16 protein-coding genes are annotated in these 25,892 nt (G+C 37.1%); 12 read left to right on the top strand and 4 right to left on the bottom strand.

Translation table 11 applies throughout. The features are described from left to right. Positions 1 to 3: 3 nt before the first annotated feature. The 9 genes from IEV57_RS10305 to IEV57_RS10265 all read left to right on the top strand — a co-directional run bounded on the left by IEV57_RS10305 (position 4) and on the right by IEV57_RS10265 (position 15,221). Positions 4 to 2,256 (top strand): PorZ beta-propeller-like domain-containing protein, encoded by a 2,253-nt coding sequence (locus IEV57_RS10305; protein WP_188442421.1) that lies wholly within the window; start codon positions 4 to 6, stop codon positions 2,254 to 2,256. Beyond that, a complete protein-coding gene (recO, locus tag IEV57_RS10300) occupies positions 2,256 to 2,945 on the top strand; it encodes a DNA repair protein RecO (RefSeq protein ID WP_188442419.1) in 690 nt (229 codons plus the stop codon). Before IEV57_RS10305 ends, recO begins: the two co-directional genes overlap by 1 nt. Positions 2,946 to 3,137: 192 nt before the next feature. Continuing rightward, positions 3,138 to 4,931 carry a transcription termination factor Rho gene (gene rho, locus IEV57_RS10295; protein WP_188442418.1) on the top strand — a complete coding sequence of 598 codons (1,794 nt, stop codon included), beginning with the start codon at positions 3,138 to 3,140 and terminating at the stop codon, positions 4,929 to 4,931. Between the two features lie 273 nt (positions 4,932 to 5,204). After that, positions 5,205 to 8,096 carry a T9SS type A sorting domain-containing protein gene (locus IEV57_RS10290; RefSeq protein WP_188442417.1) on the top strand — a complete coding sequence of 964 codons (2,892 nt, stop codon included), beginning with the start codon at positions 5,205 to 5,207 and terminating at the stop codon, positions 8,094 to 8,096. Positions 8,097 to 8,247: 151 nt separating this feature from the next. Beyond that, positions 8,248 to 9,555 (top strand): T9SS C-terminal target domain-containing protein, encoded by a 1,308-nt coding sequence (locus tag IEV57_RS10285; RefSeq protein WP_188442416.1) that lies wholly within the window; start codon positions 8,248 to 8,250, stop codon positions 9,553 to 9,555. An 823-nt stretch (positions 9,556 to 10,378) separates the two neighbouring features. Next, on the top strand, positions 10,379 to 12,271 hold the full coding sequence (locus tag IEV57_RS10280; RefSeq protein ID WP_188442415.1) for a glycine-rich domain-containing protein: 1,893 nt from the start codon (positions 10,379 to 10,381) through the stop codon (positions 12,269 to 12,271). Continuing rightward, positions 12,272 to 12,751, top strand: coding sequence for a hypothetical protein (locus tag IEV57_RS10275; RefSeq protein WP_188442414.1), 480 nt, complete (start codon positions 12,272 to 12,274; stop codon positions 12,749 to 12,751). 504 nt (positions 12,752 to 13,255) lie between these two features. Beyond that, a complete protein-coding gene (locus tag IEV57_RS10270) occupies positions 13,256 to 14,002 on the top strand; it encodes a hypothetical protein (protein WP_188442412.1) in 747 nt (248 codons plus the stop codon). Positions 14,003 to 14,648: 646 nt separating this feature from the next. Further along, positions 14,649 to 15,221, top strand: coding sequence for a glycosyl-4,4'-diaponeurosporenoate acyltransferase CrtO family protein (locus tag IEV57_RS10265; RefSeq protein WP_188442410.1), 573 nt, complete (start codon positions 14,649 to 14,651; stop codon positions 15,219 to 15,221). 201 nt (positions 15,222 to 15,422) lie between these two features. On the opposite strand, the gene IEV57_RS10260 is transcribed toward IEV57_RS10265, so the two are convergent. Next, entirely contained in the window at positions 15,423 to 16,550 is a 1,128-nt protein-coding gene (locus IEV57_RS10260) for a hypothetical protein (RefSeq protein ID WP_188442408.1), read from the bottom strand. Between the two features lie 389 nt (positions 16,551 to 16,939). Between IEV57_RS10260 and IEV57_RS10255 the strand changes: the two genes are divergently transcribed. The 3 genes from IEV57_RS10255 to IEV57_RS10245 all read left to right on the top strand — a co-directional run bounded on the left by IEV57_RS10255 (position 16,940) and on the right by IEV57_RS10245 (position 22,777). After that, complete coding sequence (locus IEV57_RS10255; RefSeq protein ID WP_188442406.1) at positions 16,940 to 18,622, top strand: glycine-rich domain-containing protein; 1,683 nt, start codon at positions 16,940 to 16,942, stop codon at positions 18,620 to 18,622. A gap of 606 nt (positions 18,623 to 19,228) precedes the next feature. After that, positions 19,229 to 20,890 carry a hypothetical protein gene (locus IEV57_RS10250; RefSeq protein ID WP_188442404.1) on the top strand — a complete coding sequence of 554 codons (1,662 nt, stop codon included), beginning with the start codon at positions 19,229 to 19,231 and terminating at the stop codon, positions 20,888 to 20,890. Positions 20,891 to 21,148: 258 nt separating this feature from the next. Beyond that, positions 21,149 to 22,777 carry an LVIVD repeat-containing protein gene (locus IEV57_RS10245; RefSeq protein WP_188442402.1) on the top strand — a complete coding sequence of 543 codons (1,629 nt, stop codon included), beginning with the start codon at positions 21,149 to 21,151 and terminating at the stop codon, positions 22,775 to 22,777. A gap of 154 nt (positions 22,778 to 22,931) precedes the next feature. Here IEV57_RS10245 and IEV57_RS10240 read toward each other — a convergent pair whose 3' ends face one another. The 3 genes from IEV57_RS10240 to IEV57_RS10230 all read right to left on the bottom strand — a co-directional run bounded on the left by IEV57_RS10240 (position 22,932) and on the right by IEV57_RS10230 (position 25,796). Then, entirely contained in the window at positions 22,932 to 23,426 is a 495-nt protein-coding gene (locus IEV57_RS10240) for a DUF4168 domain-containing protein (protein WP_188442401.1), read from the bottom strand. A 294-nt stretch (positions 23,427 to 23,720) separates the two neighbouring features. After that, positions 23,721 to 24,959 (bottom strand): cation:proton antiporter, encoded by a 1,239-nt coding sequence (locus IEV57_RS10235; RefSeq protein ID WP_188442399.1) that lies wholly within the window; start codon positions 24,957 to 24,959, stop codon positions 23,721 to 23,723. 6 nt (positions 24,960 to 24,965) lie between these two features. Then, entirely contained in the window at positions 24,966 to 25,796 is an 831-nt protein-coding gene (locus tag IEV57_RS10230) for a universal stress protein (protein ID WP_188442397.1), read from the bottom strand. Between the last annotated feature and the right edge of the window lie 96 nt (positions 25,797 to 25,892).

The raw sequence follows: 25,892 nt of genomic DNA, 5'->3' as shown, positions 1-25,892 counted from the left end.
CAAATGAAGCAAAAAATCAAATCACATCTCTTCAAAAAAATATCCCACATCAAAAAGGATCTTGTTGGAAATTTATTCTCTCAATGGGTAATTGGAGGTATCGCTTTGATTTTTACTTTGCTCCCTTTGATATCTTTTTCACAATCCAACATCCCAGTTGGCATATGGAAAACCCACCATTCATACTTAGATCCAGCAAGCCTAACTGGATCTAATCAGACGATATTCCATGTTGGACAAGAAAGCTTATTTTATTTTTCCATCGATTCAAGAGATGTAAATTCCATCACCAAAATCGATGGACTTTATGGACATGATTTCACTACAGCAGCTTTTGATTCACAAAACAAAAAACTCATCCTTGCATACACCGATGGAACCATAGATTTGGTTGGAGAAAGCGACATCATCAGCATCCGTACCTTGCGCGACAATGTGCAGCTGGAAAGCAAGCAAATCAATTCCATCAAAATCATTGATCAGCGTGCCTATTTGGTTGGTGATTTTGGTGTGAGTATCATCGATGGGCAATCGGGAAGATTTGTGGATTCGTACCTCAATATTGGAGCAAATGGCAGCCCGCTTCGCGTCAATGATATAGCAGCAGATGAAAACAGCTTCTTTTTGGCGACTGATTTAGGGATTTTGGTTGGAAATAAAAATACCAATCTGAAGGATTTCAGAAACTGGACATTGACCAATGCTAACGTTTCAGGTGGATTTCAAGAAATTGAAAGCATAGATAACTCAAGAGTCGGCTTAGGCAATGATAAGAATATCTATTTAATAGAAGAAAGTGGTTCAGAGTTGATTTTCGGCACAGGAAATAGCCAATCTTTAAAATCCTTTTCTTCAGGCGTCTATTTCAAAAAAGATAATGGGTTTTTTAAAATGGAATCCAACGGTTCATTTCAAGAAATTTACTCTTCCTCCTTTAGTTTTTCGGATTTTCATTTAGCGGAAAATGAAGTCTACTTAAGTGTTCAAGGTCGAGGAATTGTAAAATCCTCTGATGGAACTGCCTTTTCAACAATAGGGCCAAGTACAAAAATTCAAAACTTTGGCAAGGATGAAAATTCTATTTTTGCCTTCCCGACTTTTAGAAGAGCTTCTGCTGCTGTTCGCCAATCTTCAGGTTCCTCAAGTTCTCAGATTCTGGATGGAATGTGGGAGGAACTTGATTTTCCTAATAATGCAGTTGCCTCCGTTTCGGTAGGAAATAGGCAATATATTGCAACAAGAGCTGCTGGACTTTGGCTAAAGGAAAATGGAGAATTGAATAGAATCCCACTTCAAGGACTTCAAGAAAACACTTCCATTCGTTTGCTCCAAAAGGATTATAGCGGACAAATTTGGGTAGGAATAGAAGATAACCAAGGGAGATTGTTTAAGATTCTGTCCGATGGTTCGATTGAAATGGTCTCTATCCAAGGAATGAGTTTTCCGCAAAAAATCGAGCTTGATCAAGCTGGCAACCTTTGGATTCTACAATCCAACAATACCGGATTCACGCAACTGCGGGTTTTCAAAGCTGATTCAGGTTTGAATAGACTTATATCTACGGCAAATAACCAAGGTGGATTGCCAAACGGTATCGTTCAAGATATTAGTTTAGATCGAGAGAATAGGCTTTGGGTTGCACTGAGTTCAGGAATTGCTTTTATCCCGAATGCTTCTTCTGCGAACAACAGCTCGTCTATCAATGCGATTCAGCCTTTATTCGAAAACGCACCCTTGTTGAATGGGGAATCAATAACAGCCATCGCCACCGCACCTGATTTGAGTGTGTGGTTAGGGACGGAAAAAAATGGCCTTTGGAATTTTACAAATCAAGGAACCACACTTCTACATCATTTCACCAGAGAAAATAGCCCAATGTATTCCAATGAAATTGTGAATCTAAATTTTAATGACCGTTCGGGAGAGTTGTTTGTCGTTTTGCCTGAGGGTGGGATATCTTACAGAACAGGTTCCATAGCTCCATTTGAAACCTTAGAAACACTCAAAATTTATCCAAATCCAGTTCGACCGGATTTCAATGGCTTTTTAAGCATTGAAGGCTTATCAGATTTTGCAGAAGTGAAAATCACAAATTCGGCAGGAAGAGTGATTTATTCCATTCAAGTTAGAGGAGGAAAGCTTGCATGGAATCTTAGGGACAATTCTGGCAATAGACCAGTATCAGGGGTATATTTGGTATATGTGTTGGATGAATTTGGGAGAGAGCGCATAGCAGGAAAATTTGTGATCATCTGATGCAAAAGAAGACCAAAGGAATTGTCATTTCCTATATCCGATACAAAGAAACCTCGATTATCGTCAAGGTATTTACGCGCGAATTGGGTTTGAAATCCTATATCATCAACGGTGTGAGAAGCAGCACTGGCAAATCTAAAATGGCACTTTATCAACCGCTAACCCAATTAGACTTGGTTGTGTATGATAAAGAAGGAGCAGGTTTGAATCGAGTCTCAGAAGCTAAATTGCACCTCCCCTATCAACTTATTCCTTTTGATTTTATTCGTTCTGGTATAGCCATGTTTGTAGCAGAAGTCTTGGCAAAATCAATCTTTGAGAATTATCAAAACGAACAATTATATGATTTTCTGGAATCTGCTTTGGCCCATTTAGATCATGTTGATGCTAAATTGGCTATCTATCCCCTTGTATTTCTCTTTGAAATGTCAAATTATCTCGGCTTTGCTCCTAGTGATGCAGCTTCATTCTTTGATGAAATCATCCAAGAAATCAAATCCCCTGCCCAATTAATTTCGGAGCGTGACGCGCTTGATATCATCATTGCAGAATCCTTTTCTTGCAATCAAACAATTCCCTCAAGTGTCCGAAAGGGGCTTTTAGATCACTTTTTGGTTTTTTATTCCCAACACTTAGAGGACAACAATCCATGGAAGTCTGTCAAAGTGCTCAGACAGTTAATCTCTTAAGAGGAAGTCATTAAGCTAAAAATTTGCGTATGTAGAATGTATGGTGTAATATTGCATTGTAACAGTATTTCAAAATCCTCTCCCCGTGGATTTTATACTTTCCTGAATATATTTTTAATTCAGTTCAGTAATACTCAAAATCAGTTTATCAAAACACATCTTTAGTAAATTAATCAACATCATAAGCTTTTTATGTATAACATAGAAGAACTAAGAATCAGACTTCTTTCTGAATTGAAAGACATTGCAGAGGAATTGGGAGTAAAGAATTTTAAGACACTTAAAAAAGACGATCTCGTATATGCTATATTAGATCAACAAGCCATCACCCCAGAAAAGGCCCTTCCAAAGAAAAAACCTTCCGTAGCTGAAACTGACGAAAGCCAAGCTGCACCAAAAGCAGCCGAAGCCAAAAAACCTGAATCACCCCAATCAGAAGACGCAGACAGCAAGCCAAAATTCAGAAGACAAAATGTAACTGAACTTCCCAAAGAGGAAGAAAAAGCAGAGAAGAAACCAACTCCTCGCGAAAAAGCTCCAAGAGAAAATCAACCTAATAAACGAGAACACGCCAAAAAGGAAGATCATCCAAAAAGAGAACAACAAGAGAAGCCAAAAGCTGAACCTAGCGTAGAACCAAAAAAATCAATCCCTACTCCTACAGCTGAGGAAGAAAAACCAAAATTCATCAGACCTAGAAAAAGAGTCATTGACGAAATTGAAGGAGCAGCGCCAGTTTCTACATCCCCTGTTCAAGAGACAGAAGTAGAGCTTCCAAGAAGGAAAAACATTAGAGATGTAGAAGAAGCACATATCCCAGCAGCGGAAGTGGTTCCAAACAAGAGAAAAACTTATGTAAGTCCTAAAGAATTTGAAGGCATCATCGAAAATGAAGGTGTGCTTGAAATCATGACAGAAGGCTATGGCTTTTTAAGATCATTGGATTACAATTACCTCGCATCTCCAGATGATATTTATGTATCTCCATCACAAATCAAACTTTTTGGTCTTAAGACAGGTGACCATATCAAGGGTACCATAAGACCTCCAAAAGAAGGAGAAAAATACTTTGCACTTCTAAAAGTCATTACGGTAAATGGTAAAACTTCTGAAGAAATCAGAGATAGAATTCCATTTGAGTATTTGACTCCACTTTTCCCAGAAGAGAGACTTAACCTAACCACAAGAGCTGACAATTATTCTACAAGAATTCTAGACTTATTTGCCCCAATCGGTAAAGGTCAGAGAGGGATGATCGTCGCGCAACCTAAGACAGGTAAGACCGTTCTTCTTCAGCAGATTGCCAATGCAATTTCAGAAAATCATCCTGAAGTACATTTGATGATCCTTTTGATCGATGAAAGACCAGAAGAAGTAACAGATATGGCAAGATCCGTAAAAGCTGAGGTAATTTCTTCGACTTTTGACGAACAAGCTGATCGTCATGTAAAAGTGGCTTCTATTGTATTGGAGAAAGCGAAGAGAATGGTAGAATGTGGCCACGATGTAGTGATCCTTCTTGATTCTATCACGAGACTGGCAAGAGCATACAATACAGTCGTTCCTTCATCAGGAAAAATCCTATCCGGTGGTGTGGATGCCAATGCATTGCACAAGCCAAAAAGATTCTTTGGAGCTGCAAGAAATGTAGAAAACGGTGGTTCATTGACCATCATCGCTACAGCTTTGGTAGAGACAGGTTCTAAGATGGATGAAGTTATCTTCGAGGAATTCAAAGGTACCGGTAACATGGAACTTGCCTTGGACAGAAAGCTTTCCAACAGAAGAATCTATCCAGCTATCGATGTCCCTGGATCAGGTACAAGAAGAGAAGATCTTTTGATGGACAAAGAAGAAATGCAGCGTGTATGGATACTCCGCAAGTTGATGTCCGACATGAATTCTCAAGAAGCTATGGAATTCTTACTTCAAAGAATGCGTGGAACGAGAGACAATGCTGAGTTTTTGATCAGCATGAACAGTTAAGAAAACAAGTTTCCTAAAATACCTTTAACCCCTATCATTAACTTGGTAGGGGTTTATTTTTTCTAAAAATAAATCAATTTATTTTTCTAAGGATTTAGTCAATTTAATCTAGCAACTAATTTGGATTTTAAATACTGAAAACCGCTTTGTAAACTAATAAATTGTTTAGTATTTTTTCCTATATGATATTTGCTTTCAGAAGGTTATATATTCTTCTCAAGTCACCTTAGAAGATTAAAGTAATTGTATTTAAAAATTCAAACCTAAGGAAAATTGAAGATTGATTTTACAAATATCAAAGCAATAAATTGGACTAAGAAGTTTCATTCTTTGGGAAAGGCTTCTTTGATTCTATTTTTATTGTTTTTGGTTGTCAAAATTGATGAAAGCCATGCTGAAGGCTCTGGGGATTGGGGCACCGCAACAAATCGACAAAGCATGCTTTGGGTACCGGGAAACCAAGCTGTGTCTGGACTGACAGTAAGAGGGTCCATGATGGTTCCTTCAGGAACTCCTGGTTATAATGCAGGGCATCGGTTGTATGTTTATGTGAAACAAGGCGAGACCGTATTTTGGGGATTTAGAAGAAGTGGATCAACTGGAAATATTCGAGTACGATGGTTTTATGATGCAACTTCTTCCGGTTTTTTCCCGCAAGGAACTACAGGTACTTCCAGATCATTTCATGGAGGTTACGAAATCAATCCAAGTGATGCAGGCGGTGGGTTTGGCCGTCCTGCCGATGGACTTGCCGCACACACTGGCCCTACCCAAGTCACTGGTACAGGCTATACAGGCCTGTCATTTATCAATGATACTGGAGCAGATAGAGCTTTTTGGGTAGAAATTTCTGGGACTGACGATTTAATCATACCCAGTGGATTCAATATAAATTTTTGGGACATCACTGCGGCATCAGGGACTCCTGGAAACTATACTGAACAGAAAGGCAGGGTTTATTCGAGATATTGGAGCACTTCGAATTCTAGGTCTAATGCTGCTCAAAACAATTTAATGATTCAAAATAAAGGGCAAGCAGATGCTTATTCATTTCACCAAGATTTTGGATTCTATGTACCTATAGACAATACCTACACCGCTGCTACAAATGACTATTTTGTCAAGCGAATCAAATTTGACGGATCATCTGGCGGATGGACTAATTTTTTTGCCAATCAAGATGGACCGAGGAATCACTTATCATTTGAAGAAAATAGAAAGTCCATAGCTGGCACATCCTCTAATAATTACCAATACCCGTTATTTATCAATGACCCCGATCCCAGTATCTGGGCTTCTACTACTCCGCCGTCAGCTGTTCTGGATATCATTTACAGTGAGAAAGCTGCGCCTGCGACAGGTGGAGAAGCAAACGTCAACATTAATATTAGCTTACCAGCCATTGTCGATATTTTGATCGACATCAATGGAAACGGAGAATTTGACAATACAGATGTCATTCTTTCTGCCATCTATGAAAGCCCTGGAAATTATACGATATATTGGAATGGCGAAGATGCCAATGGTGTCGAATTACCCAGTGGTGGAGAAGTGAATTTTATTGCTTCCGTGGCTTTTTTCCCTGTTCATTTTCCAATTTTTGATTTGGAGCAGAACCTTGGGATTGAAGTGACGAATATCCGTCCTGGTGATGTGGCCAATGATTTTATATTTTGGGACGATTCAAATATTCCCAGAACAGGCTTGACCCCCTCAGACAGTCCACAGTCTATAGCAGTAAATGTAACAGGTGTAGAAAGTCCCGAACATATTTGGTGGGCTACGGGTGACAATGGTTTCAGTAATAACATTACGATAAACACTTGGACTGCATCATTCTATCGCGTTGTTCAAAGAACTAGTGGGTTCACCTTTCTATCTATATCCGGAAATGTCTATGAAGACCTCAATGCACTCACTGATAATAGGGTAAACGGCACGGGAGTCAACATTCCTGATTTCTATGCTGTCCTGATCGATGGGGCAAATAATGTAGTGAGTTTTGGTACTATCCAAAATGATGGAACCTATGTCATCAATGATGTTCCCAATGGAACTTTTAGCATTATGATTACTACACAACTCCCTACTATAGGACAGCTCGCTCCAGATTTGGTTCTTCCATTGTATTATGAAAATACGGGGGAAAACTTGGGTTCTGGTGAGGGAAGCGACGGACTAGCTAATAGCATTTTACCAAATATTGTGGTAAATAACGCTTCACTCACCGATGCTAACTTTGGAATCAGGCCTATTGAATATGACCTTGTGGTAACAAAAGATGTTAGTGCGCTTAAGCCTAATGTCGGAGATGAGATCAACTTTACCATTACCGTCTCAAACCAAGGTTACAGTATTGCAAGGGAAGTATTCTTAAATGAAAATATGCCAGTGGGCTATCAATACGTCAGTCATGTCGCCTCTCAAGGAATCTATGATCCATTTTCTGATCCAGGTTTATGGAATATTGGAACATTGGAAAGCTGGCAAACAGTTACTCTAACCATTACTGTGGAAGTCTTAGAATCGACAGATTACTTCAACTCAGTAGTTACATACAGTGCCACAGGAATTCCAGAGACAAACGATCAAAATAACTATGCTGATGCAGATACAGAACCAATCTCTGCGCTTCCTGTAGATTGGTTAAGCTTCGATGGGAAATTGCTACAAGAATCTGTACATCTCCATTGGTCAACAGCCAAAGAACGGTACAGTGATCACTTTTTGATTCAAAGATCTCAGGATATCCAAATGTGGGTGAATATTGGAGAAGTGCAAGCTCATGGTTTTACAGATCAGGTAACGAATTACGAGTGGCTTGATACATCACCATCTATTGGTGTTAATTATTACAGATTGACCCAGTTTGACTTGGATAGTAGTTATAGTAAATCTAAAGTGATCAGAGTAGATTTTCATCCAACTTGGGATGTAAAGGTCTATCCGAATCCATTTATGGAATATATATTTATAAAAGGTAAAGATTTGAAATTATTCAGCTGGACTTTATCTGATTATTCAGGCAGAATTCTCCAAAATAGTTCTGGGAATAGCCCTGTAAATGAAGTCAGGTTGGAAACGGGGAAATTACATTCAGGGCTTTATTTCTTAAAACTTCAAAATGGAACAGAAACATTTATCTATAAACTCAAAAAGAATTGATCTTTAATTTCGTTTTAGAGTATATAAACCACATTTTTTAGTAAATAAAACGTGCAAAGCTTTTATTATCTGCACATCTCTATATATATTTATGTGCCCTAAGTAATTATTGTAAATACTCACCCCATTTCAATAATTTCTCAATCCCCTTATGCTTACCAACTTCTTGATTAAAAAAATTAGTGTATTGCTAATCACGCTATTGCTGTGTGCTTCCATTTCTATAGATAGTTTTGGACAGAGTTGTCCTGAATGTGTACCGACAAGAGCTATTATACCCTTAGGAAATTCAGGGACTGTAAATTCTCCTACACCTATAACTGTTAATAACCCTAGTAATCAAATATTCCAGTTTACTGGAAATGGCTTTTTTAGTTGGTCAACAAATAGTACTATAACTCTTAGAGGTATTGTTTTAGATCCCGGAGTTTACATGACTTTAGGGACAGCCAATAGCAACGGAAATAATGATGCCTTCAAAATAGCAGGTACATCGGCAACCGACAGGGGATGTATTACTGTTAAAAATGGAGCAACACTAAATTTAGCTTGGATTTCAGAACTCCAATTTGTTGATGTATGTGTAGAAGATGGAGGCAAGATTATATTTGATTCAGAAAATGCAAAAAACGGAGGAAGAAACGAATACACATTTGATGGTGTATTAATTACTTTAGCCGGTCCTAATGCTCAATTAAATTTTGGAGATGCAAAAATTACAATTGATAGAGGATTGGACATCGTTGGCTGGACAGGAGATCAGGTCTGTGATAGTGCTAGTGCTGACAACCCATCTTCATCAGGTCAATCAGGGAATATATCATGGAATAGCGAAACTGCGAATATTTGTGCAATTCTAAACTTTGGAATACTCCCAGTCGAATACCTTTCTTTTACAGCCAATCACAACAGTTTAGAAAGATCCAATGAAATAAACTGGGTAACAGCGTCCGAAAAAAACAATTCCCATTTTATCATTCAAAGATCCATCAATGACATCAAATCATGGGAGGATCTTGGGGAAGTGAATGGCGCAATCAATTCCGATATGCCAATAGCATATGATTTTACAGATTCTTTTCTTCCTCTTGCTGGCGGAAATATTTATTACCGACTGAAGCAAGTAGATCTTGAAGGAAAGTCATCTTTGAGTGAAGTTATCTCTGTAAGAGTTGGAGGCATGTCTGGTAAGGGTACATGGAGAGTTTTCCCGAATCCAATTAATGGTGAAGCTATCCGACTAGAATTGCTCAGTAAAGAAAAGTATAAAGGAGAGGACGTCTCTATTCGGCTATTATCCAATTATAACAGCCTAGAAAATAAACAGATTGTGACCAAGGATATTTTTGATCTTAGTAATCAGCTACAGCAATTGCTTCAACCACTGGGTAAAGGTGTAGCTGTACTAGAAATTATATGGGGTAATCAAGTGGAGCACATTAAAATTCTTAAGAAATGAGTTTAAAGGTCGACAGTCGACGGTCAACTGTCCACGGTTGATTGAAAGGAACTTCATACATTATTATCACTGGCTATTTTTATGGTGTTTGGGATTAAAGTCTGGAGACTTGAACTAGAAGGTCGACAATCGACGGTCAACTGTCCACGGTTGATTGAAAGGAACTTTGTACAATGTGATCAGTAGCTACTTTTATGGTATTTGGGATTAAAGTCGGAGACTTTTAGTGGCAGTTTGAAAACTGCAAAGAAGTAGTCCAAGTCGTGAGACTTGAACTAAAGGGTCGACAGTCGATGGCTAACTGTCCACGGTTGATTGAAAGGAACTTCATACATTATTATCACTGGCTATTTTTATGGTGTTTGGGATTAAAGTCTGGAGACTTTTGATGGCAGTTTGAAAACTGCAAAGAAGTAGTCCAAGTCAGGAGACTTGAACTAGTCGACTGTTTACGGTTGATTGAAAGGGACTTTGTGCATTGTTATCATTGGCTAAACGTTAGAAAGCGGATGTGGATGTTAAGCATTGAAAAGTTTATATTATTTATTCATTTTTTAATAAGACTTAATCACACTGCATTTATGCAAACTTTTTTATACATAAGAGTTGCAAATAAGTGTATATGAACAAGATTTTTGTTTTGATATAAGTAAATTTCACCTTAATATTGTATTATAAAATCACCAAATAAGTAATTTAAAAAAGAGTTTGCCTTAACAAGCGCTTCACTTTTTGAGTTACCCAAACAAAGTATTCAGCCCTAGTATACTTTCAACTTAGTAAAATCACCCGGTTTTGCACAAACCCTTATGCTTGTTATTATATGAAGATTAAATTTTATTTGGCTTTTGTTTTTGGTCTTTTGATTAATACAATCCTACCAGAAAAAGCTTTTAGCCAAACATTCAGTAGCAATCAGAATGGAAATTGGACTAATGCAGGTATTTGGACTAGAACAAATCCTTTTGGCTGTGTTTTCCAAAGAAATGCACCTCCTAGCACTAATGATTATGCAGGAAACTGTAGAGTCGATGTTAATATTAATCATGAAGTATTTTACAATCAACCAAATGTGGAATTTGGAGGTGGATATTTTAAAGCCTTAAATGTAAATGGAATCAATGGAAGGTTGACCTTCCAAGGTAATGTATTATTTAATACAGCTGGGTCAAGTTTACCTGCTCCAAACAATGTGATTTTTAATGTGAATAACGGAGGAGAAATTAATGTTCCAAATGGAACATTGCAAGTTAACAGAGGTGGTGTAATCGATATAACGGGAAATAGTACTGTGATCGTAAGAGATTTAGTCCTACAGTCCAATAATGCTCAGATTAACGTAGAAGAGGGTTCAAAACTAATAGTTCTAAATACAACAACTTTAAATTCCAATACCACATTAAATATTTCAGGTGAATTTATAACTCAAAATTTAAACTTTACAAGTGGTGGAAATTTAAATGCTGTAGATAACTCTTTAATTAGAGTAAGTAATAATGTGAATTTAGGAAATGGAGCAATCAATGCCTCAGGAGAAACTGATATACGGGTTTCAAATAATTTCATTCAAAGTGGTTCAGGAAGATATAATGGTAGTGGCAATTCTTATATACAAGTCAATGGAAATCATGAAATAATCAGTAACAATCAAGTAAACCTGTCAAACAATTCAAAATTTTATGTTGACGGAAATAGAACTGGCTCTATGTCTGGTTCTATAGGGCCTAATGCTTGTTATAGAAGTTCTAATGTGAATTCAAACGGATGCAGTCCAAATTGTAGAGTTACACAAACATTAAACGATGGTGAAACTGTAATAATCACATTTTTCTGTGATGACACATGGTCGGCTCCAGAAGGTTTAACAGAGTATCAAGTTCTGATTGTTGGCGGCGGTGGTGCTGGAGGAAGAACAAATAATGGGAATGATAGGAAAGCAGGCGGCGGAGGCGGCGGCGGGGGTGTTATTTTTGAAACTTTTAGTATCCCTCAAGGTCTAACCGCTGGATTATCTTATCCTATTGTTATTGGAGCAGGTGGAACTGGAGCGAGTACCTCAGTACCAGAAAGAAATGGAAGACCTTCTTCATTTGATAATGGGACAGTATTTTTGGCTGGAGGCGGTGGTGCTGGAGGTCTTTCCAACAATCAAGATGGTAGAAACGGGAATAATCAATCTTCTGGTGGAGGAGCAGGAGCTCAATCGAATGGTAATGATGGTGATGGTGGTGATGGCGATGAAGAAGGTAATGATGGAGGAGATTCTGAATCAGATAGAAATTCCACTAATCAATTTGGAGGCGGTGGAGGTGGTGCAGATGAAGAGGGTGAAGATGGAGATGATGGGGGTCATGGAGGAGATGGAATCGGGACGAATATAACAGGAATTAGTAGGAGATTCGCAGCTGGAGGCGGTGGTGGCGCCGGAGGTTCAAATAATTCAGGAAATGGAGGAAATGGAGGTGGAGGAAACGGTGGAAATAATTCCTTAGTAGCTCAAAATGGAACACCAAACACTGGTAGTGGAGGTGGAGGAGCTGGAGGAAGAGATAGGGCGGGTGGAAACGGTGGTTCAGGTATTGTAATTATCAGATACGAAACCTTCAAAATCCTTCCAGTAGAATTCCTTGATATTAATGCTACCTTTTTACAAGAATCAAGAACTTCTCAGATCTCCTGGGCGACAGCGAAGGAGTGGGAAAATTCGCATTTTTAAGTGGAAAGATCCATTGATAATGTCAAAAATTTTGAGAAAATAGGAGAAATTGAGGGTGTTGGTTACTCAGACGATCGATCGGATTACTCCTTTACAGATATGGAATTACCGCTAATAGGCTCGATGGCTTATTACAGAATTAAGCAAGTTGATTTCTCAGGTTCTTATGCATATAGTAAAACCGTAGGGGTAAATATCCCACAAGTTCATACAAGTAAAGGGACTTGGCGTGCCTACCCAAATCCAACTACAGGTGAACAATTGAAAATTGCGCTTGTCGATAGAGGACAGTATGCAGAAGAGCAAATTACCTTTAGAATTATTCACCCAAATCTAATCACCCAATCTAGGACTGTAAGATCAGAAAGAGAAATGAATGATTCTCTGTCACAGCTTATTACGCGAGTTCCCAAAGGTGTATTTGTGGTAGAAATTCAATGGGGTAAGCAAATAGAGCATATCAAAATTCTTAAGAAGTAATTCGGTCGACTGTCAACTGTCCACGGTTGATTGAAAGGAACTTTGTGCAATGTGATCATTGGTTACTTTTATGGTGTTTGGGATTAAAGGCTGTAGACTTGAACTAGAGGGACGAGGGACCACAACGGCTTCAAAATATAGTATTTGCATTATTTTTAATAGCTACTTTTAAAAAATCAGATATGTAAGGAAAATAGTTATCGGTCGATTAGTAATTCGTTTATTTGACATAGCTACTATATCATGTTAATAACCAATATTTAACATATTTTTTTAATAGTAACTACTTTCCTCAAAGCTTAACATTCTAAACAGAATCATCTTAGAAATACCTTTATAACCGCTCAAATAGGGCTTTATGTCTAGTTGATATTTAATTAAATATATGTTTGATATGCGTTTGATATGGCGTTGATACGGACTTGATACGATGTTAATCCGTGTTTGTATAGGATAAGCAACAGATTATCATTACTTTAGAGTCTAACCAAACACTAAGAAATTATGGCTAAGCAAACAGGATCATTAACGCTAGAAGGAACAATGGGAAACGTTATCTTCTACAAGAGAAATGGAAAGTTTTACTCTAGGTCAAAAGGAAGCATCAGTAAGAAAAGATTAAAGGAAGGTCCAGAATTTGAAAACTCTAGAAGGGTGAGTTCTGAATTTGGTCATGCTTCAAAATTTGCTGCTAAACTATCTCGCTCTTGTATAGGTCTTTTAAATCCTGGGAGGCATGATGGTTTACATGGAAGGTTGACTTCAAAAATGCACAAAGTGGTTCAGTCTGATCCTGTCAGTGTATATGGAGAAAGAAGGTTGCGATTAGGCAATTTGGATTTAATGAGAGGATTCGATTTTGAAGCTACTTCTTTAAGAAGTCTGATCGCAAACTTACCTGATGTTGCTCGTCAAGGTCAAATAGTTCAAGTTGACTTTAGTAGGATTGGAGCTATGGATAGAAAGACTACTCCTGGAGGAGCTACGCATTATAGAGTAGATTTACTTTGGTGTAGGCTTCATGAAGTCAATGAAAAAGTAGGTTATCAGGAGTACCAAGGTGATACTTTTGAATTAGGTGCCTCTCTTGACTTGAATGGAGTGGTGGAAATGGACCTAGGCAACGCGCTGCAAAGCGAGGAGGTGTTATTTGTAGTGATGGGGATTGTCTTTTTGCAGGAGGTCAATGGGAAAATGAATGAGTTGGCGGGTAAAAGGGCTGTTGGGGTTTTAGAGGGATTGAAAGGATGAAGGCGAAAGGAAAAAGGGGAAAGGTTAAAGGAGGTTAAGAAAGGATGAATTAGGAAGGATGAAGGATGAAAAAAGGCGAAAGGAAAAAGGTTAAAGGATGACCACGAATTTAGCGAATTGAACGAATTTGGATTTAAGGGATTTGGAAGATGATTAGGGTTTGATAATTTGAAATTTGATTTATAAGGATTTATAAATTATAGCGCTGAAGCGCTGTGGATTGACACGAAGAGTTTGAGGTATAATCGTTGAAACTTGGAAAATGAAAGGTTGAAGGATGAATGCTAAGGTTAAGAAGGAGGATATACGCATAAAATAGTTTGCTAAATTAGACACATATTTAGCTAAAACATAAGGATAGGGCTGAATGAGGCCGCTGATTGTCTAGCGAGGTATTGACTGAGACCTTTTTAATGAAGGGTTTGGTAGTTTACTTCTATGTAATCAAAAAGAAAGATGGAGGTTAGTTAAAAGGATTAAGAAGTAATCTATTAAACCTATCAGGCTTAAAAGAATTAATGTCGCGAAATCAGAGCAAATTTGGCTATTTAGTTTGCGTTTATTCATAAGCCTAAAGCAGAAAAACGATCAATTATTTTGAAAAAGAGATTTTGAAAGAGAAAACATGTATTATCTTTAGTTGAAAATGGTAAAAAAGCTATTCCTTTCATTGGGTTCAATTTTCTTAGCTTATCGCTCTGTAGAGCTAGTTAAATTTTTGGACAATACCTACGCTAGTCAATTTAATTGGATTGGAGTAGTAGCTTACTCATTTGCCCTTAATTTATTTATCACTGGAGTTTTTGCATTATTAGGGTTTGCATTTATTACAAGCAGAATTTTGCCGGACTCTTACTATAAAATCAATAATATCAAGGTTATAACATCACTGTATCGCATCTTAGGTGTGGAGTATTTTAGATTTCTACTTCTTAAGTTTTTTTGGGGTAAAGAGAAAAATAGAAAAAAGTATTTTAGTGGGAATAAAACTGGTCTCGAAAACTTTGAAACTCAGACAAGGCAATCAGAATTCGGCCATTTAGCATCCTTCATTATAGTTGCAATTGTTTCCTTCTATATCCTTCTCAAAGGCCAAATAGAAATTTTTTGTGTCAGTAGCTTGATCAATGTAATCGGAAACCTTTATCCGATTGTACTGCAAAGAAATCACAGAATTCAGATTGAGCGTCTTAAGCTAATACTGGACAAGAAAAAATAGATTATTTAATCGAAGGAATATTGATCTAATGTGTCTATTCCTAATGACAGCAGTATGCGGATATCTCACTTTTAAGTATGCGAATAATTATAAACAGTCCCAAAACAACATTTAACTGATAATCTAAATCTGATGTTTACATTATTTTGGATGGCTACTGGCATGAAAGCAGGTAGGTTTCAAAAATAAAAGTCACCAAACTCACTGTTTGATGACTTTCAGAATTTCAACCTGATTTCCCCAAGACAATTCTACAACTAGAATTCCTTTCGGAACATTTTTAATCATGTCCCCAATATCTATTTCATAGGGATCGAGACATTCGGGAAGTATTTGATAAGCGACACCAAGATTCGAAATCATTTTTACATGAAGGTGTTCTCCATTGTATGCTTTTGGATTCCTCAAAGAGATTTTTAAGTCATTGCCAATAGCAGGATTGGGGTAAAGTTGCCAAGTGGACGTTTGTTGTTCTTGCGTATTCACATTGACCATCAAAACCTTGCTGTATTCAAAGCTTCCATCTAGATCAACTTGCTTCACTCTGTAGTAAACCCTAGTAGTATTTACGGGTATGGTGTGGTCTGTAAACTGATAGTTCTTAATTTCAAAACTATAGGTAGATGCTGCAACAGAATCTATTACTTCGAATCGATCTGCATTATTCAACGACCTTTCGATCTCAAAATGGCTAGACTCCCATTCTTTAAGTGTTGACCATTTGATTTCTGCACATTGCTGATCGGGAGTAGAGGTAGCTGATATTTCGTGCCAAACAACTGGGAGTTCGATAGGCAGATCTACAAATATCTCACCTACATCTCTACTGCATTTAGAGTTTGAATAATTGCTACAGTTATAAGTTGTTTCAACCGTTGGTCCACTATCTTGGGTAGCCCAATAAAAATGAGGTTGTTGGAAAGATAAATTAGTACCACATTCCCAAGTAAACTCCTGGTAAATAATCATTTTCCCACTCCCTCCATTTGCGGCACTTGAGAATTCCCCAACATACTCATCAATGAAGATCTCAGTTAAACCAAATTTTAATTTACCTTGAAATCTTGCATTAACCCTTGTCGCAGCTGTGTTGAATGAATAATTCATTTCCAATTTTACTTGAAAAGTATCTCCATCTTGACATTCCGAAATTGAATTAAAAACAGGAAGACCTGTGGTAGCATCAACTAAAGAAAAACCAAGAATTGTTATATCATTAGAAGTACAGCCAAAATTACATGTACTTAAATCAAAGTCTTGGCCATACCCCTTTATCACAGGTGCTAGCACCATACCCATAAAGACAAAATATATGACCAACTTTTTCATCGCTCTCTGGATTTAAGTGAAATTAAATCACACTTAGGAAGAGAACCTTTCCTAAGACTTTATTGATGTAAAGATAGTAAAAAGAATTATATTCTGTATATCAGTATTATACTTATTTTTTATTCTGTTTCACACCAATAAAAATGATTCACAAGGCTTAAAAAATGTATTTGGTGACAGAAATAAGTTTTGATTTTATACAAGTGCCGAAAAATTATATAAACAGCATCAATTCTGAGAGTTAGCTTTTTCTAGCAAAATGATTTTGATTAAGCAAACGAGTGATCCAAAAGCTGACAGAGGATCGTAAATTAATTCATTGAAGTATCTAATAATGGAATCTAATAGTGCTTAGAATAGCATTTAAGTTTGAAAATAAGATTAATAAAATGAAAAAAATTGTACTCTTTATTGTTTTTCCTCTTCTCATATTCCTCCAAATAAATGATGTTTTCGGTCAGGTTTTAAGAAACACAAGAGTTGTATCAAATTGTATAACAGAATATACATTCGGTTCTGCGACGGAAAATGAATTCGTCATTGTTGTTATCAATTGTAATGAGACAGCACAAGGAACCTCATGGCAACCGCCTCTTGGATTGATAGAATTAACCGAAATGCTTATGATTGCCGGTGGTGGTGCTGGAGGAAAAAGAGACGAATTAGGACAAAGAGGTGCCGGAGGTGGTGGCGCGGGAGGTGTTTTGCATATTACTGATCGTAGTACGATGGTTTTTAATATTGGAAATCAGGAATCTCCTACTCAATCTCCAAATTTAGATTTCAGAATAGGGAATGGAGGATTAGGAAATATTTTGAGTTCAACAAGAGGTTCCAATGGAGAAAACACAACTTTGCAAACCTTAAATCCCAATTTCAACAATAGAACGGCACTTGGAGGCGGTGCAGGTGGAAGTTCAAATGGATTTGGTACTTTATCATCCACAATTCAACCTTACACAGATCAAAGAAGAGGTAATTTTGGAGGATCTGGTGGAGGATCAGTTGGAGGTTGGACCAACGGGAATAATCCAATCTTAGGAGGAGAAGGCATGGTACCGCAAGGATTCAATGGAGCCAACGGAAGAGGTAATGATGAAGTGAATGGAGGCGGTGGCGGTGGTGGTGCAAATCAAAATGCACCTGCGATCAATGGAAATGCTAATGGAGGGAATGGTGGAGAAGGAAGAGGGGTATCTAATAACTTTTACCAAAATCTAGTTTTAAATCTCCTTCCAGCATCAGTACCGAAAAATTTTGCGGGCGGTGGTGGTGGAGTGGCTGGGACTCCAAGTGGTCAAGGTAGCGCAGGTAATGGCGGTCTTGGTGGTGGAGGTGATGCAGTTACTTTCGGGAATGGAACAAATGGCTCAGTAAATACTGGCGGAGGTGGGGGTGCTGGTGGTGCACCTGAAAACAACAATGGTTTTAGAGGAGGTAATGGAGGTTCAGGAATTGTCATATTTCGATATGATTTTTTCAGGATTCTTCCAATCGAGTTGTTAGAGTTAAGCGCAAGATTTGAAAAATCAACTAATTCGGCTGTAATTAAGTGGATCACTGCAAAAGAAACTGGAAATTCTCACTTTGAAATCGAAAGATCAGAAAATGGTATAAGTCAATTTGAAAAAGTTGGTGAGATTGATGGCATGGGTTGGACAGACTTACTTACTAAATACGAATTTATAGATAACAAACTACCACTAAGTGGAGGGAATATCTTTTATAGAATCAAACAGGTTGACTTTGATGGAAAATCAACCTATAGCAAAGTACTTTCAGTGAGAGCAGAAGGTATTATGGCTTCGTCTGGAGTATGGAGAGCTTATCCCAACCCTACTATTGGTGATCAATTGAGAATATCACTCCTAGACAGAACCCAATATGACGAGGAGCAAATAACTTTTAGGATTGTACATCCAAACCTCATCACTCAGGGAATCACTGTCAATTCAGAAAATGAAATGAATGATCAATTAGCTCTAATGATTCCAAAAGCGCCAAAAGGAATTCTGGTGGTAGAAATCCAATGGGGACAAAAAGTAGAACATATCAAGATATTAAAAAAATAAATGATTATCCGCTATGATATCAGTACGTGAGTATTCTGCATATAATTATTCGAATAATTGCCAACAGTCCATACTCAAATGAGCTCAGCTGATTGAATTGAACTTCCTATAATATTTTGAATGATAACTGATAAGAAAGCGTATGTCCGTGAAAAATAAGTAACACATCTTAGGGGAATTTAAAAAGGCTGCTCAAGTAATGCATTATTTGTCTTTATTTATTACAACTTTCAAACCTTTTCTTTGACCTAATTCATTTTTAAATTTTGGGCCATCGTGTCTAAATCATAGATAAAAACTCAAATAATAATCCCGTCAGTAAGCTCAGAAATCAATGCACGAGGAAGTAGCAATTAATTTATGATAAATAGAGTTGTACTTGAGGTAAATTTTAAATCAGATTAGAGCGTACTTTATTTGGGGAACTACCTATTCAATAGTCAGTTTTATACTTTTCACGTGAATTAGACGCAGGCTGAAGAATATAAATTTGTTTAAAATTGAATCAAAACACTAGGTTACGCAAAATAATGTATTAATTACTTGTTTTACGAAATACATTTTTATACCTTTGAAATACAATTTCATAGCATTAACACCCTTGTGATGAAGAAACTTATATTAATAGCCTTTTTTGCCCTGACAGCTCTATTTGGAGTGGGGGAAGTTTATGGGCAGCAAAGTCCAAGTGATTGTGAAGAATGTAAACCTACTGGAAATAATAGGCAAAATTTCGTCATACTCGAAGCGTACTTAAGTGATGCAGGCGGCACTAGACTAGATGTGAATAATTGTATTTCAGGATCTTCTTTTTTTATCACATTAAATTACACTTCAAAACAAGATTTAGATAATTTAAGAATTTTAGCAGATTTGGTAATAATTGAGAATCTAGATAGTACTGAGACCAGAGAAATCCAAATAAATCACTTCGTGACGTTAGCACCTTCCGCAAATGGTAATAATCCAAATCAAGTCACTATTGAAATTTCTCTTCCTAGTGGATTCGATTGCAAAAAAGAAAGACTTGAATTAGTAGATACTAGAGGCTTTTGGAGTGCAAATGATAAACCAATTTCAGATATTTGTGATTATCCTCCCGGTTTATGTAATAATTCAAATAGTCCAGTTATAAACGTAGGTGTAGATGGTTTCGTTTATGATTTTGATTTTGTTATTGAATGTTTAACCACGAATGAAGAAACTGTTGATGTAACATTTTTTATTTCATCTTTGGCTGGAGGAACAAGACCTTTAAATATTAATTGGAACATTCAAGTAGGTGGTACTGAATATACAGAACATCCAGATGGTGAGTTTTCTTTTACAATTAGAGGACTAAATGGAGGTGAAGTAATAAGTCCAAGTTTAACAATAAATGATAGGTTTTCTGACACAGAATTAAGTGATGATGATATAAATGTGCCTTTTATATTTACTGCTACACCATTATCTAAGGATAATGATACAAGCCAAGAAATACAGCCAAATGGGTTTGCTTCGATAAATATCGATAATCCTGAAAATTATACTTTTATTTGGAGGGATGATTTTGGAAACTTTTTTGACCCAACAGATCCTACATATTTAGGAACATTAGATGATGGCTTGTATAGACTTACCGTAATAGATAATACGACTGGATTATGTAGAGAATACGAATTTCCAATTAGTTCAAGAATCCTCCCAGTAGAATTACTTAACCCAAATGCTAGATACGAAAACACAAATAAATCTTCTCTAATATCTTGGGCAACAGCTAAAGAAAATGCTAACTCCCACTTCGAAATCGAACGTTCGGACAAAGGTATCAATGACTTCAAAAAAGTAGGTGAAATTGATGGAATGGGATGGAAGGATACAGTTACGGAATATGAGTTTACTGATGATAAACTTCCTCTCAGTGGTGGAAATATTCTTTACAGAATCAAGCAGGTAGATTTTGATGGCAACTTTACTTATAGCAAAGTACTTTCAGTAAGAGCAGAAGGTACTCAAGCTACACAAGGTGTATGGAGAGCATTCCCTAACCCAACTTTGGGAGATCAATTGAAAATATCACTACTGGATAGAAGTCAATACGATGAAGAGCAAATTACTTTCCGAATCGTACATCCAAGCCTTATCACTCAAGGCATCACGGTTAACTCAGAAGATGAAATGAATGATCAATTGGCTCAATTAATCCCAAGAGCACCTAAAGGAGTCCTCGTGGTAGAAATTCAATGGGGCCAAAAAGTAGAACATATTAAGGTTCTTAAGAAATAGATTAGTAATACTTTTTAAAACTAAAAAAACCAGCCTGTATTCAGGCTGATTTTTTTATGCTCTTTTTCGATTCTCCGCTGTGACTTTTTCAATAAAAAACAACATTAATCAGTCCAAAATAATTTATTAATACGTATTTCTAAAAAAATATATTGTATAAAATACTAAATTAATAAAAATATTATTTTTATTTACGATATATAAACAATAATTTATTTTGAATTACAATTATTTAAATGTGAAAAACAAAATTTTGCTATGAAAAAAATCTATCCAATTATTTTCCTTTTTACTCTGCTATTTTCTTGTGATTGGAGTGAAGAAAACCCAGGTTTTGAAAAAAACATTTTGATCAACACAGACTCCCAACAACTTTCCAAGAGAATTAGTAATGACGAGTCCGGTGTCATTAGCGTCCTAGGTGCTGACTTTGTTAACGGAAGAATCTTAGAAGATGACATTCCTGCTGGTAAACTCCCAATGATTCTGGTAGCGCAAGTCGAAGGTCCTATACACAATGGCAAAATTCTAAAAGCGACTCATGTTGATATTCATGGAGATTACGCTTACGTGAGTTATAATAAAGAAGGGGCTGAGTTTATTGGTGCAGTAGAAATATATGATATTTCACAACCCACCAAACCTTCTATTACAGCTCAGGCTATCTTCACTACAGCCGACATCAATGCTCTAAAATATCATGAAGGAAGACTACATCTAGCTGCTGCATTCGATATCGATGCGGAAAGAGAAATCAGCATCGCAGCTCAATATCTTAGTGTCAGTGTAAGTGGTGGACAATTCACCTCTGATTTTGTCCTAACGGATCTAGAAAGTTTCGCAGGCACAGGGATCACCCATACCGACAGTCATGCAGCGGTCACCTCTGGAAATCAAGGTATAGTTGCCTTGATTGATGCTAATAATAATGTGACAGCGCGCACATCTATTCCTGATTTGAGAGATGTAGCTTATGGCAACAATATTCTAGCAGCTCTGAGCGGTGAGGAAGGTGTTAGAATTTTAAATCCTACTGATCTAAATGAAATAAGCCAAATCAGTATGGACAGAGATGTTTCTGGTGCAAAAAGAACTTTAGATATTGGAGAAAATTTATTGTTTGCCTCAGAAGGAGCAAAAGGAGCAGGGATATATAGACTTCCTTCAGGAACACTGATAGATCATATTGCAATTCTTTCTAATCCTGATGGCGTAAATAGTGAGGATATCGTGACCAATGCAGTGTCATTTGATGAAGGTTTACTTATAATGGCCAATGGTGGTGCAGGTGTAGAAATTGTAGAGATTTCAGATAATAATGAAATCAATACACTAGGATTGCTATCCCTTTTTGGCTCTTCAAATTTTGTGAAGTTGCAGGGCAGACATCTTTTCGTGGCCTCTGGAGCTAAAGGTCTTCAAATTTTAGAAATAGAAAGAGAAGCAAGTGTGCCAACTCCAGGAATCAACTGCGAGGACACTACTCCTTACAGAGGTGGAAATAACCTTAATAACAATTCTAATGATGTGATGAGGTATTCAGGTTCTGCTTCATTGAATAACATGAATATCAATGGATCACTGACTTTCTGTGGATCGGTAGCTGTTCAAAATAATATAAATATCAACAGCAATGGATTTTTTGAGATGTCAGGGAGCTTTGCTTTCGGGAAAACTAACGGAAGTAGTAGAATGACTATCAATAATAACGCTGTTTTCAAGTTTAACGGGAGTGCTGTAATCTATGGTGATTTGATATTAAATTCTGGATCAACGATAGAGTTTGTCGGAGAAGGAACGAGCATCACTGTATATGGAAAAGTAACTATCAATAACAATGTGACAATCAAAGGAGACTTTATTGATACAGAGGGAAAGTTTAAATAATCATTTTCTTCAATTTGTGAGAATCAAAAAATAATAATCAAAAAGGCTGTCCCGAAATCAAGACAGCCTTTTTTCATTTTTAAATTGAAGACCTGCCAGGTTTTTAAAACCTAGCAGGTCTCTTATCTTTTATCAGAAATTTATTGTGCGAAATTTATTTCAATTCATCCGCAATCATTGCATCCACTTTGGTTTTCACCTTTTCACTTTGTGTGTAAGCCATATACATTTCTTGGAATTTTTGTTCTGACAAGTCACTGTCCGTAATGGTTTTCATGATATCAGTTTGCAGCACTTGCTGCATTTCCATCACTTTCTGTCCTGCCATGTTGAAATTGGCCATCTCTTGGGCATCATTTGAAACTTCTGTCAAAGTACCTGCTTGTTGTGCTTGCGCCAATTCTTGAAATCTTTCTACCTTCAAATCATTGTCTTCAATAGCCTTTACCATGTCTTCCTGAGATTTCTTTTGCAGCGGAATCAATACCAAGTTTATTTTCACAAATTCCTTAAACTCATCATCCGAAAAATCTTCTTTTACTTCCATTTGAGGTGGCATTGTTTGCTGAGCATTAGCGCTGAAACCCATAAATAAAGCAAAAATGAAAGTGATACTCAATACTCTAGGTACTAGATTTTTGTAACTCATAACGTGATTTTTATTTTGGTTTGTCAGGTAAAAGTACAAAATCCAATCCAAAAACACATTTTTAATGATATTTTTAATGTTTATTAACAATTTCAGAACGGAAATGTCATATTTAAAAATTATGGTTATTCGCAATGGCACTAGTAGGAGAATATACTACTTATATTTATGCGAATAATCGTCAACTGGGCGCACAAGTATCAACAGACCATAGCTGATTGTAATGAACTTCATACAATGTTATAAATGGCTTCTTGTAAGAAAGCGGATATCAATATTAAAGATTTATCAACTCTATGACTTTTCATTATCTTTTAAAGCCCATTTCATCAGTGGACCACTTGTCATACTGGTAATGATGGCCATGACTACCAACGCTACGAAGAGTTTTTCATCTATCAGACCATTTTCCAATGCTATCAAGCCAAGAATAATTTCCATGGCACCTCTCGCATTCATCCCAAATCCAATCGCCAAGGATTCCTTAATGTTAAATCCACCTTTGAAAGCTCCGTAGCCACTACCGATGATTTTACCTGCAAATGATATCGCCAATACCGCCAATGTCAGCAAAATCTCAAAGTTGGTAAAGAAGTTGATTTTCAAACCAATAGAAACAAAGAAAAGCGGAGCGAAGATATTGTTGATAAATTGATGTACAATCTCCTTAGCACGCTCTGACATGTGCTCCGAATCTCCCAATGCCACTCCCAAAAGGAAAGCGCCGAAGATCGAGTGAATCCCCAGCCATTCTGTAAATGCTGCTGCCAAAAAGCAGAAAGCCATTGATAGAGAAAGCACTCCACCAGGCCAAGCTAATTTTTTATTGACCCATGGAAGAACCTTATTGATGATGATTTTCCCAAGGGTAAGCATAAAGAAGGTAAACATCAAAGTTACGCCTATAGTCTGTGCCAATGAAAGTGAACTCCCTTTGCCCATGAATGAAAGAATAACAGAGAAAATCAACCAACCAATGATGTCATTAACCATCGCGGAGGCGACAATCAACATCCCCATCTTCGTCTTGAAGAGATTCATATCCATTAAGATCCTGACGACGACTGGCAGGGCGGTAATAGACATGGCTGTCCCCATAAAGAGAGAGAAGAGCAACCGGTCTCCATCTGCTAATCCGAAGAAGCTTGAGAAATAATAAGGGAATATGAAACCTAGGATAAAAGGAACTACCAATCCTAAAAGGCTAATGCTCAAAGCAGATTTACCTTGAGACCAAACTAAATGCAATTCAACTTCCAGTCCAGCGATAAACAAAAGCAAGACTACCGCGATCTGCACAAAGCCATCTAGTGCTAAATTAGCACTTGGATTACTAGCAAAGAGATAATCGAAAATCTCTGGAGTCAATGTCCCCAAAATCGTAGGACCTAGAATAATTCCAGCCAGCAACTCCCCCACTACTGCGGGTTGCTTAAATTTCTGCGCTATTTCTGCAAATACTCGCGCAAGCAAAAGCATTGCGGCAAGCTGTAGAAATAGATTGACTACATCTTGATGTGATAAACTTTCCATGTAGTCTTATTTTTTTATGATTAAAAGGTTGCAAGGAAGATCGCTGAGTATATCTTCCAAATCATGCGGGAAGAGTCGATCAAAAAATCCAAGATTCCCCTCGTCCCCCACTACCAAAAGGTCTGCATTGAAATCAGTAGCAAAACGGGCCAATTCAACCGCCCATTTTCCACAAGTGATTTTTACATTTACCCTTAAGTCACCTTTATCTACAGTCTTCAATATATTTTCTACATAATCCACTTCTTCTCCCACCAATTTCCTTCTAGTACTTGCAATTTCACCTTCCCCACCTTCACCAGCCGTCGCCATCTGTAAGCCATACATTTTGATTTCGTTGACTACATATACTTTTTTGGCTTTGTCTAATTTGCACCATTCGATTCCTTTTTGAATAACATAAGGAGTTTGCTCTTGTTGTGTCCCATTGATCACAACTTTCTCAAATGGGGTGGGATCTTCGAGAGGCTCGATCAAAGTAAGCACCGAGCATTTTGATTTTCTAATGATTTTTCTAGCAATTGACCCCAAATAATATTTAAAAAAACCTTCTGTCTTCAATGCTCCTGCCACAAGTAAATCCACCCCTTCTTGATTACAAGCTTGAATGATTTTCTTGGCAGGATTTCCTGTTTCCCATAAAATTTTAGTCTTTTCTCTATCCACCCCATGTTTCTCTAGCATAAACTTGAGGTTTTCCTCTAGAGTAGCTGTTTTTTCTCCAACGTGGACGAGAATCAATTCTGCTCCAAACAAATCCTTCAATCGCTTAGATTCACAGATCAAGGCCTCCATGCGAGGAGAGAAAGAAATGGCCAATGCTATTTTTTTAAACATAACTGTCAATTTTGTTGGGAGAGTGAAAAATAGCAAAAATTACCCTTGTATCCTAAATTCACTGTTCCCAAAAATCAGTTCATAAAATACATTTAC

It is taken from the genome of Belliella aquatica (genome assembly GCF_014637795.1).
Lineage (GTDB): Bacteria > Bacteroidota > Bacteroidia > Cytophagales > Cyclobacteriaceae > Belliella > Belliella aquatica.
Note: the sequence above shows the minus strand (reverse complement) of the source record. Positions and strands in the feature narration are given on the sequence as shown.

Bases quoted from the DNA above. Each gene is read 5' to 3' on its own strand.
- IEV57_RS10270 (WP_188442412.1), top strand. From the start codon at position 13,256: ATGGCTAAGCAAACAGGATCATTAACGCTAGAAGGAACAATGGGAAAC.
- IEV57_RS10235 (WP_188442399.1), bottom strand. From the start codon at position 24,959: ATGGAAAGTTTATCACATCAAGATGTAGTCAATCTATTTCTACAGCTT.
- IEV57_RS10280 (WP_188442415.1), top strand. From the start codon at position 10,379: ATGAAGATTAAATTTTATTTGGCTTTTGTTTTTGGTCTTTTGATTAAT.
- IEV57_RS10265 (WP_188442410.1), top strand. From the start codon at position 14,649: ATGGTAAAAAAGCTATTCCTTTCATTGGGTTCAATTTTCTTAGCTTAT.
- IEV57_RS10240 (WP_188442401.1), bottom strand. From the start codon at position 23,426: ATGAGTTACAAAAATCTAGTACCTAGAGTATTGAGTATCACTTTCATT.
- rho (WP_188442418.1), top strand. From the start codon at position 3,138: ATGTATAACATAGAAGAACTAAGAATCAGACTTCTTTCTGAATTGAAA.
- IEV57_RS10245 (WP_188442402.1), top strand. From the start codon at position 21,149: ATGAAAAAAATCTATCCAATTATTTTCCTTTTTACTCTGCTATTTTCT.
- recO (WP_188442419.1), top strand. From the start codon at position 2,256: ATGCAAAAGAAGACCAAAGGAATTGTCATTTCCTATATCCGATACAAA.
- IEV57_RS10230 (WP_188442397.1), bottom strand. From the start codon at position 25,796: ATGTTTAAAAAAATAGCATTGGCCATTTCTTTCTCTCCTCGCATGGAG.
- IEV57_RS10250 (WP_188442404.1), top strand. From the start codon at position 19,229: ATGAAGAAACTTATATTAATAGCCTTTTTTGCCCTGACAGCTCTATTT.
- IEV57_RS10285 (WP_188442416.1), top strand. From the start codon at position 8,248: ATGCTTACCAACTTCTTGATTAAAAAAATTAGTGTATTGCTAATCACG.
- IEV57_RS10255 (WP_188442406.1), top strand. From the start codon at position 16,940: ATGAAAAAAATTGTACTCTTTATTGTTTTTCCTCTTCTCATATTCCTC.
- IEV57_RS10305 (WP_188442421.1), top strand. From the start codon at position 4: ATGAAGCAAAAAATCAAATCACATCTCTTCAAAAAAATATCCCACATC.
- IEV57_RS10260 (WP_188442408.1), bottom strand. From the start codon at position 16,550: ATGAAAAAGTTGGTCATATATTTTGTCTTTATGGGTATGGTGCTAGCA.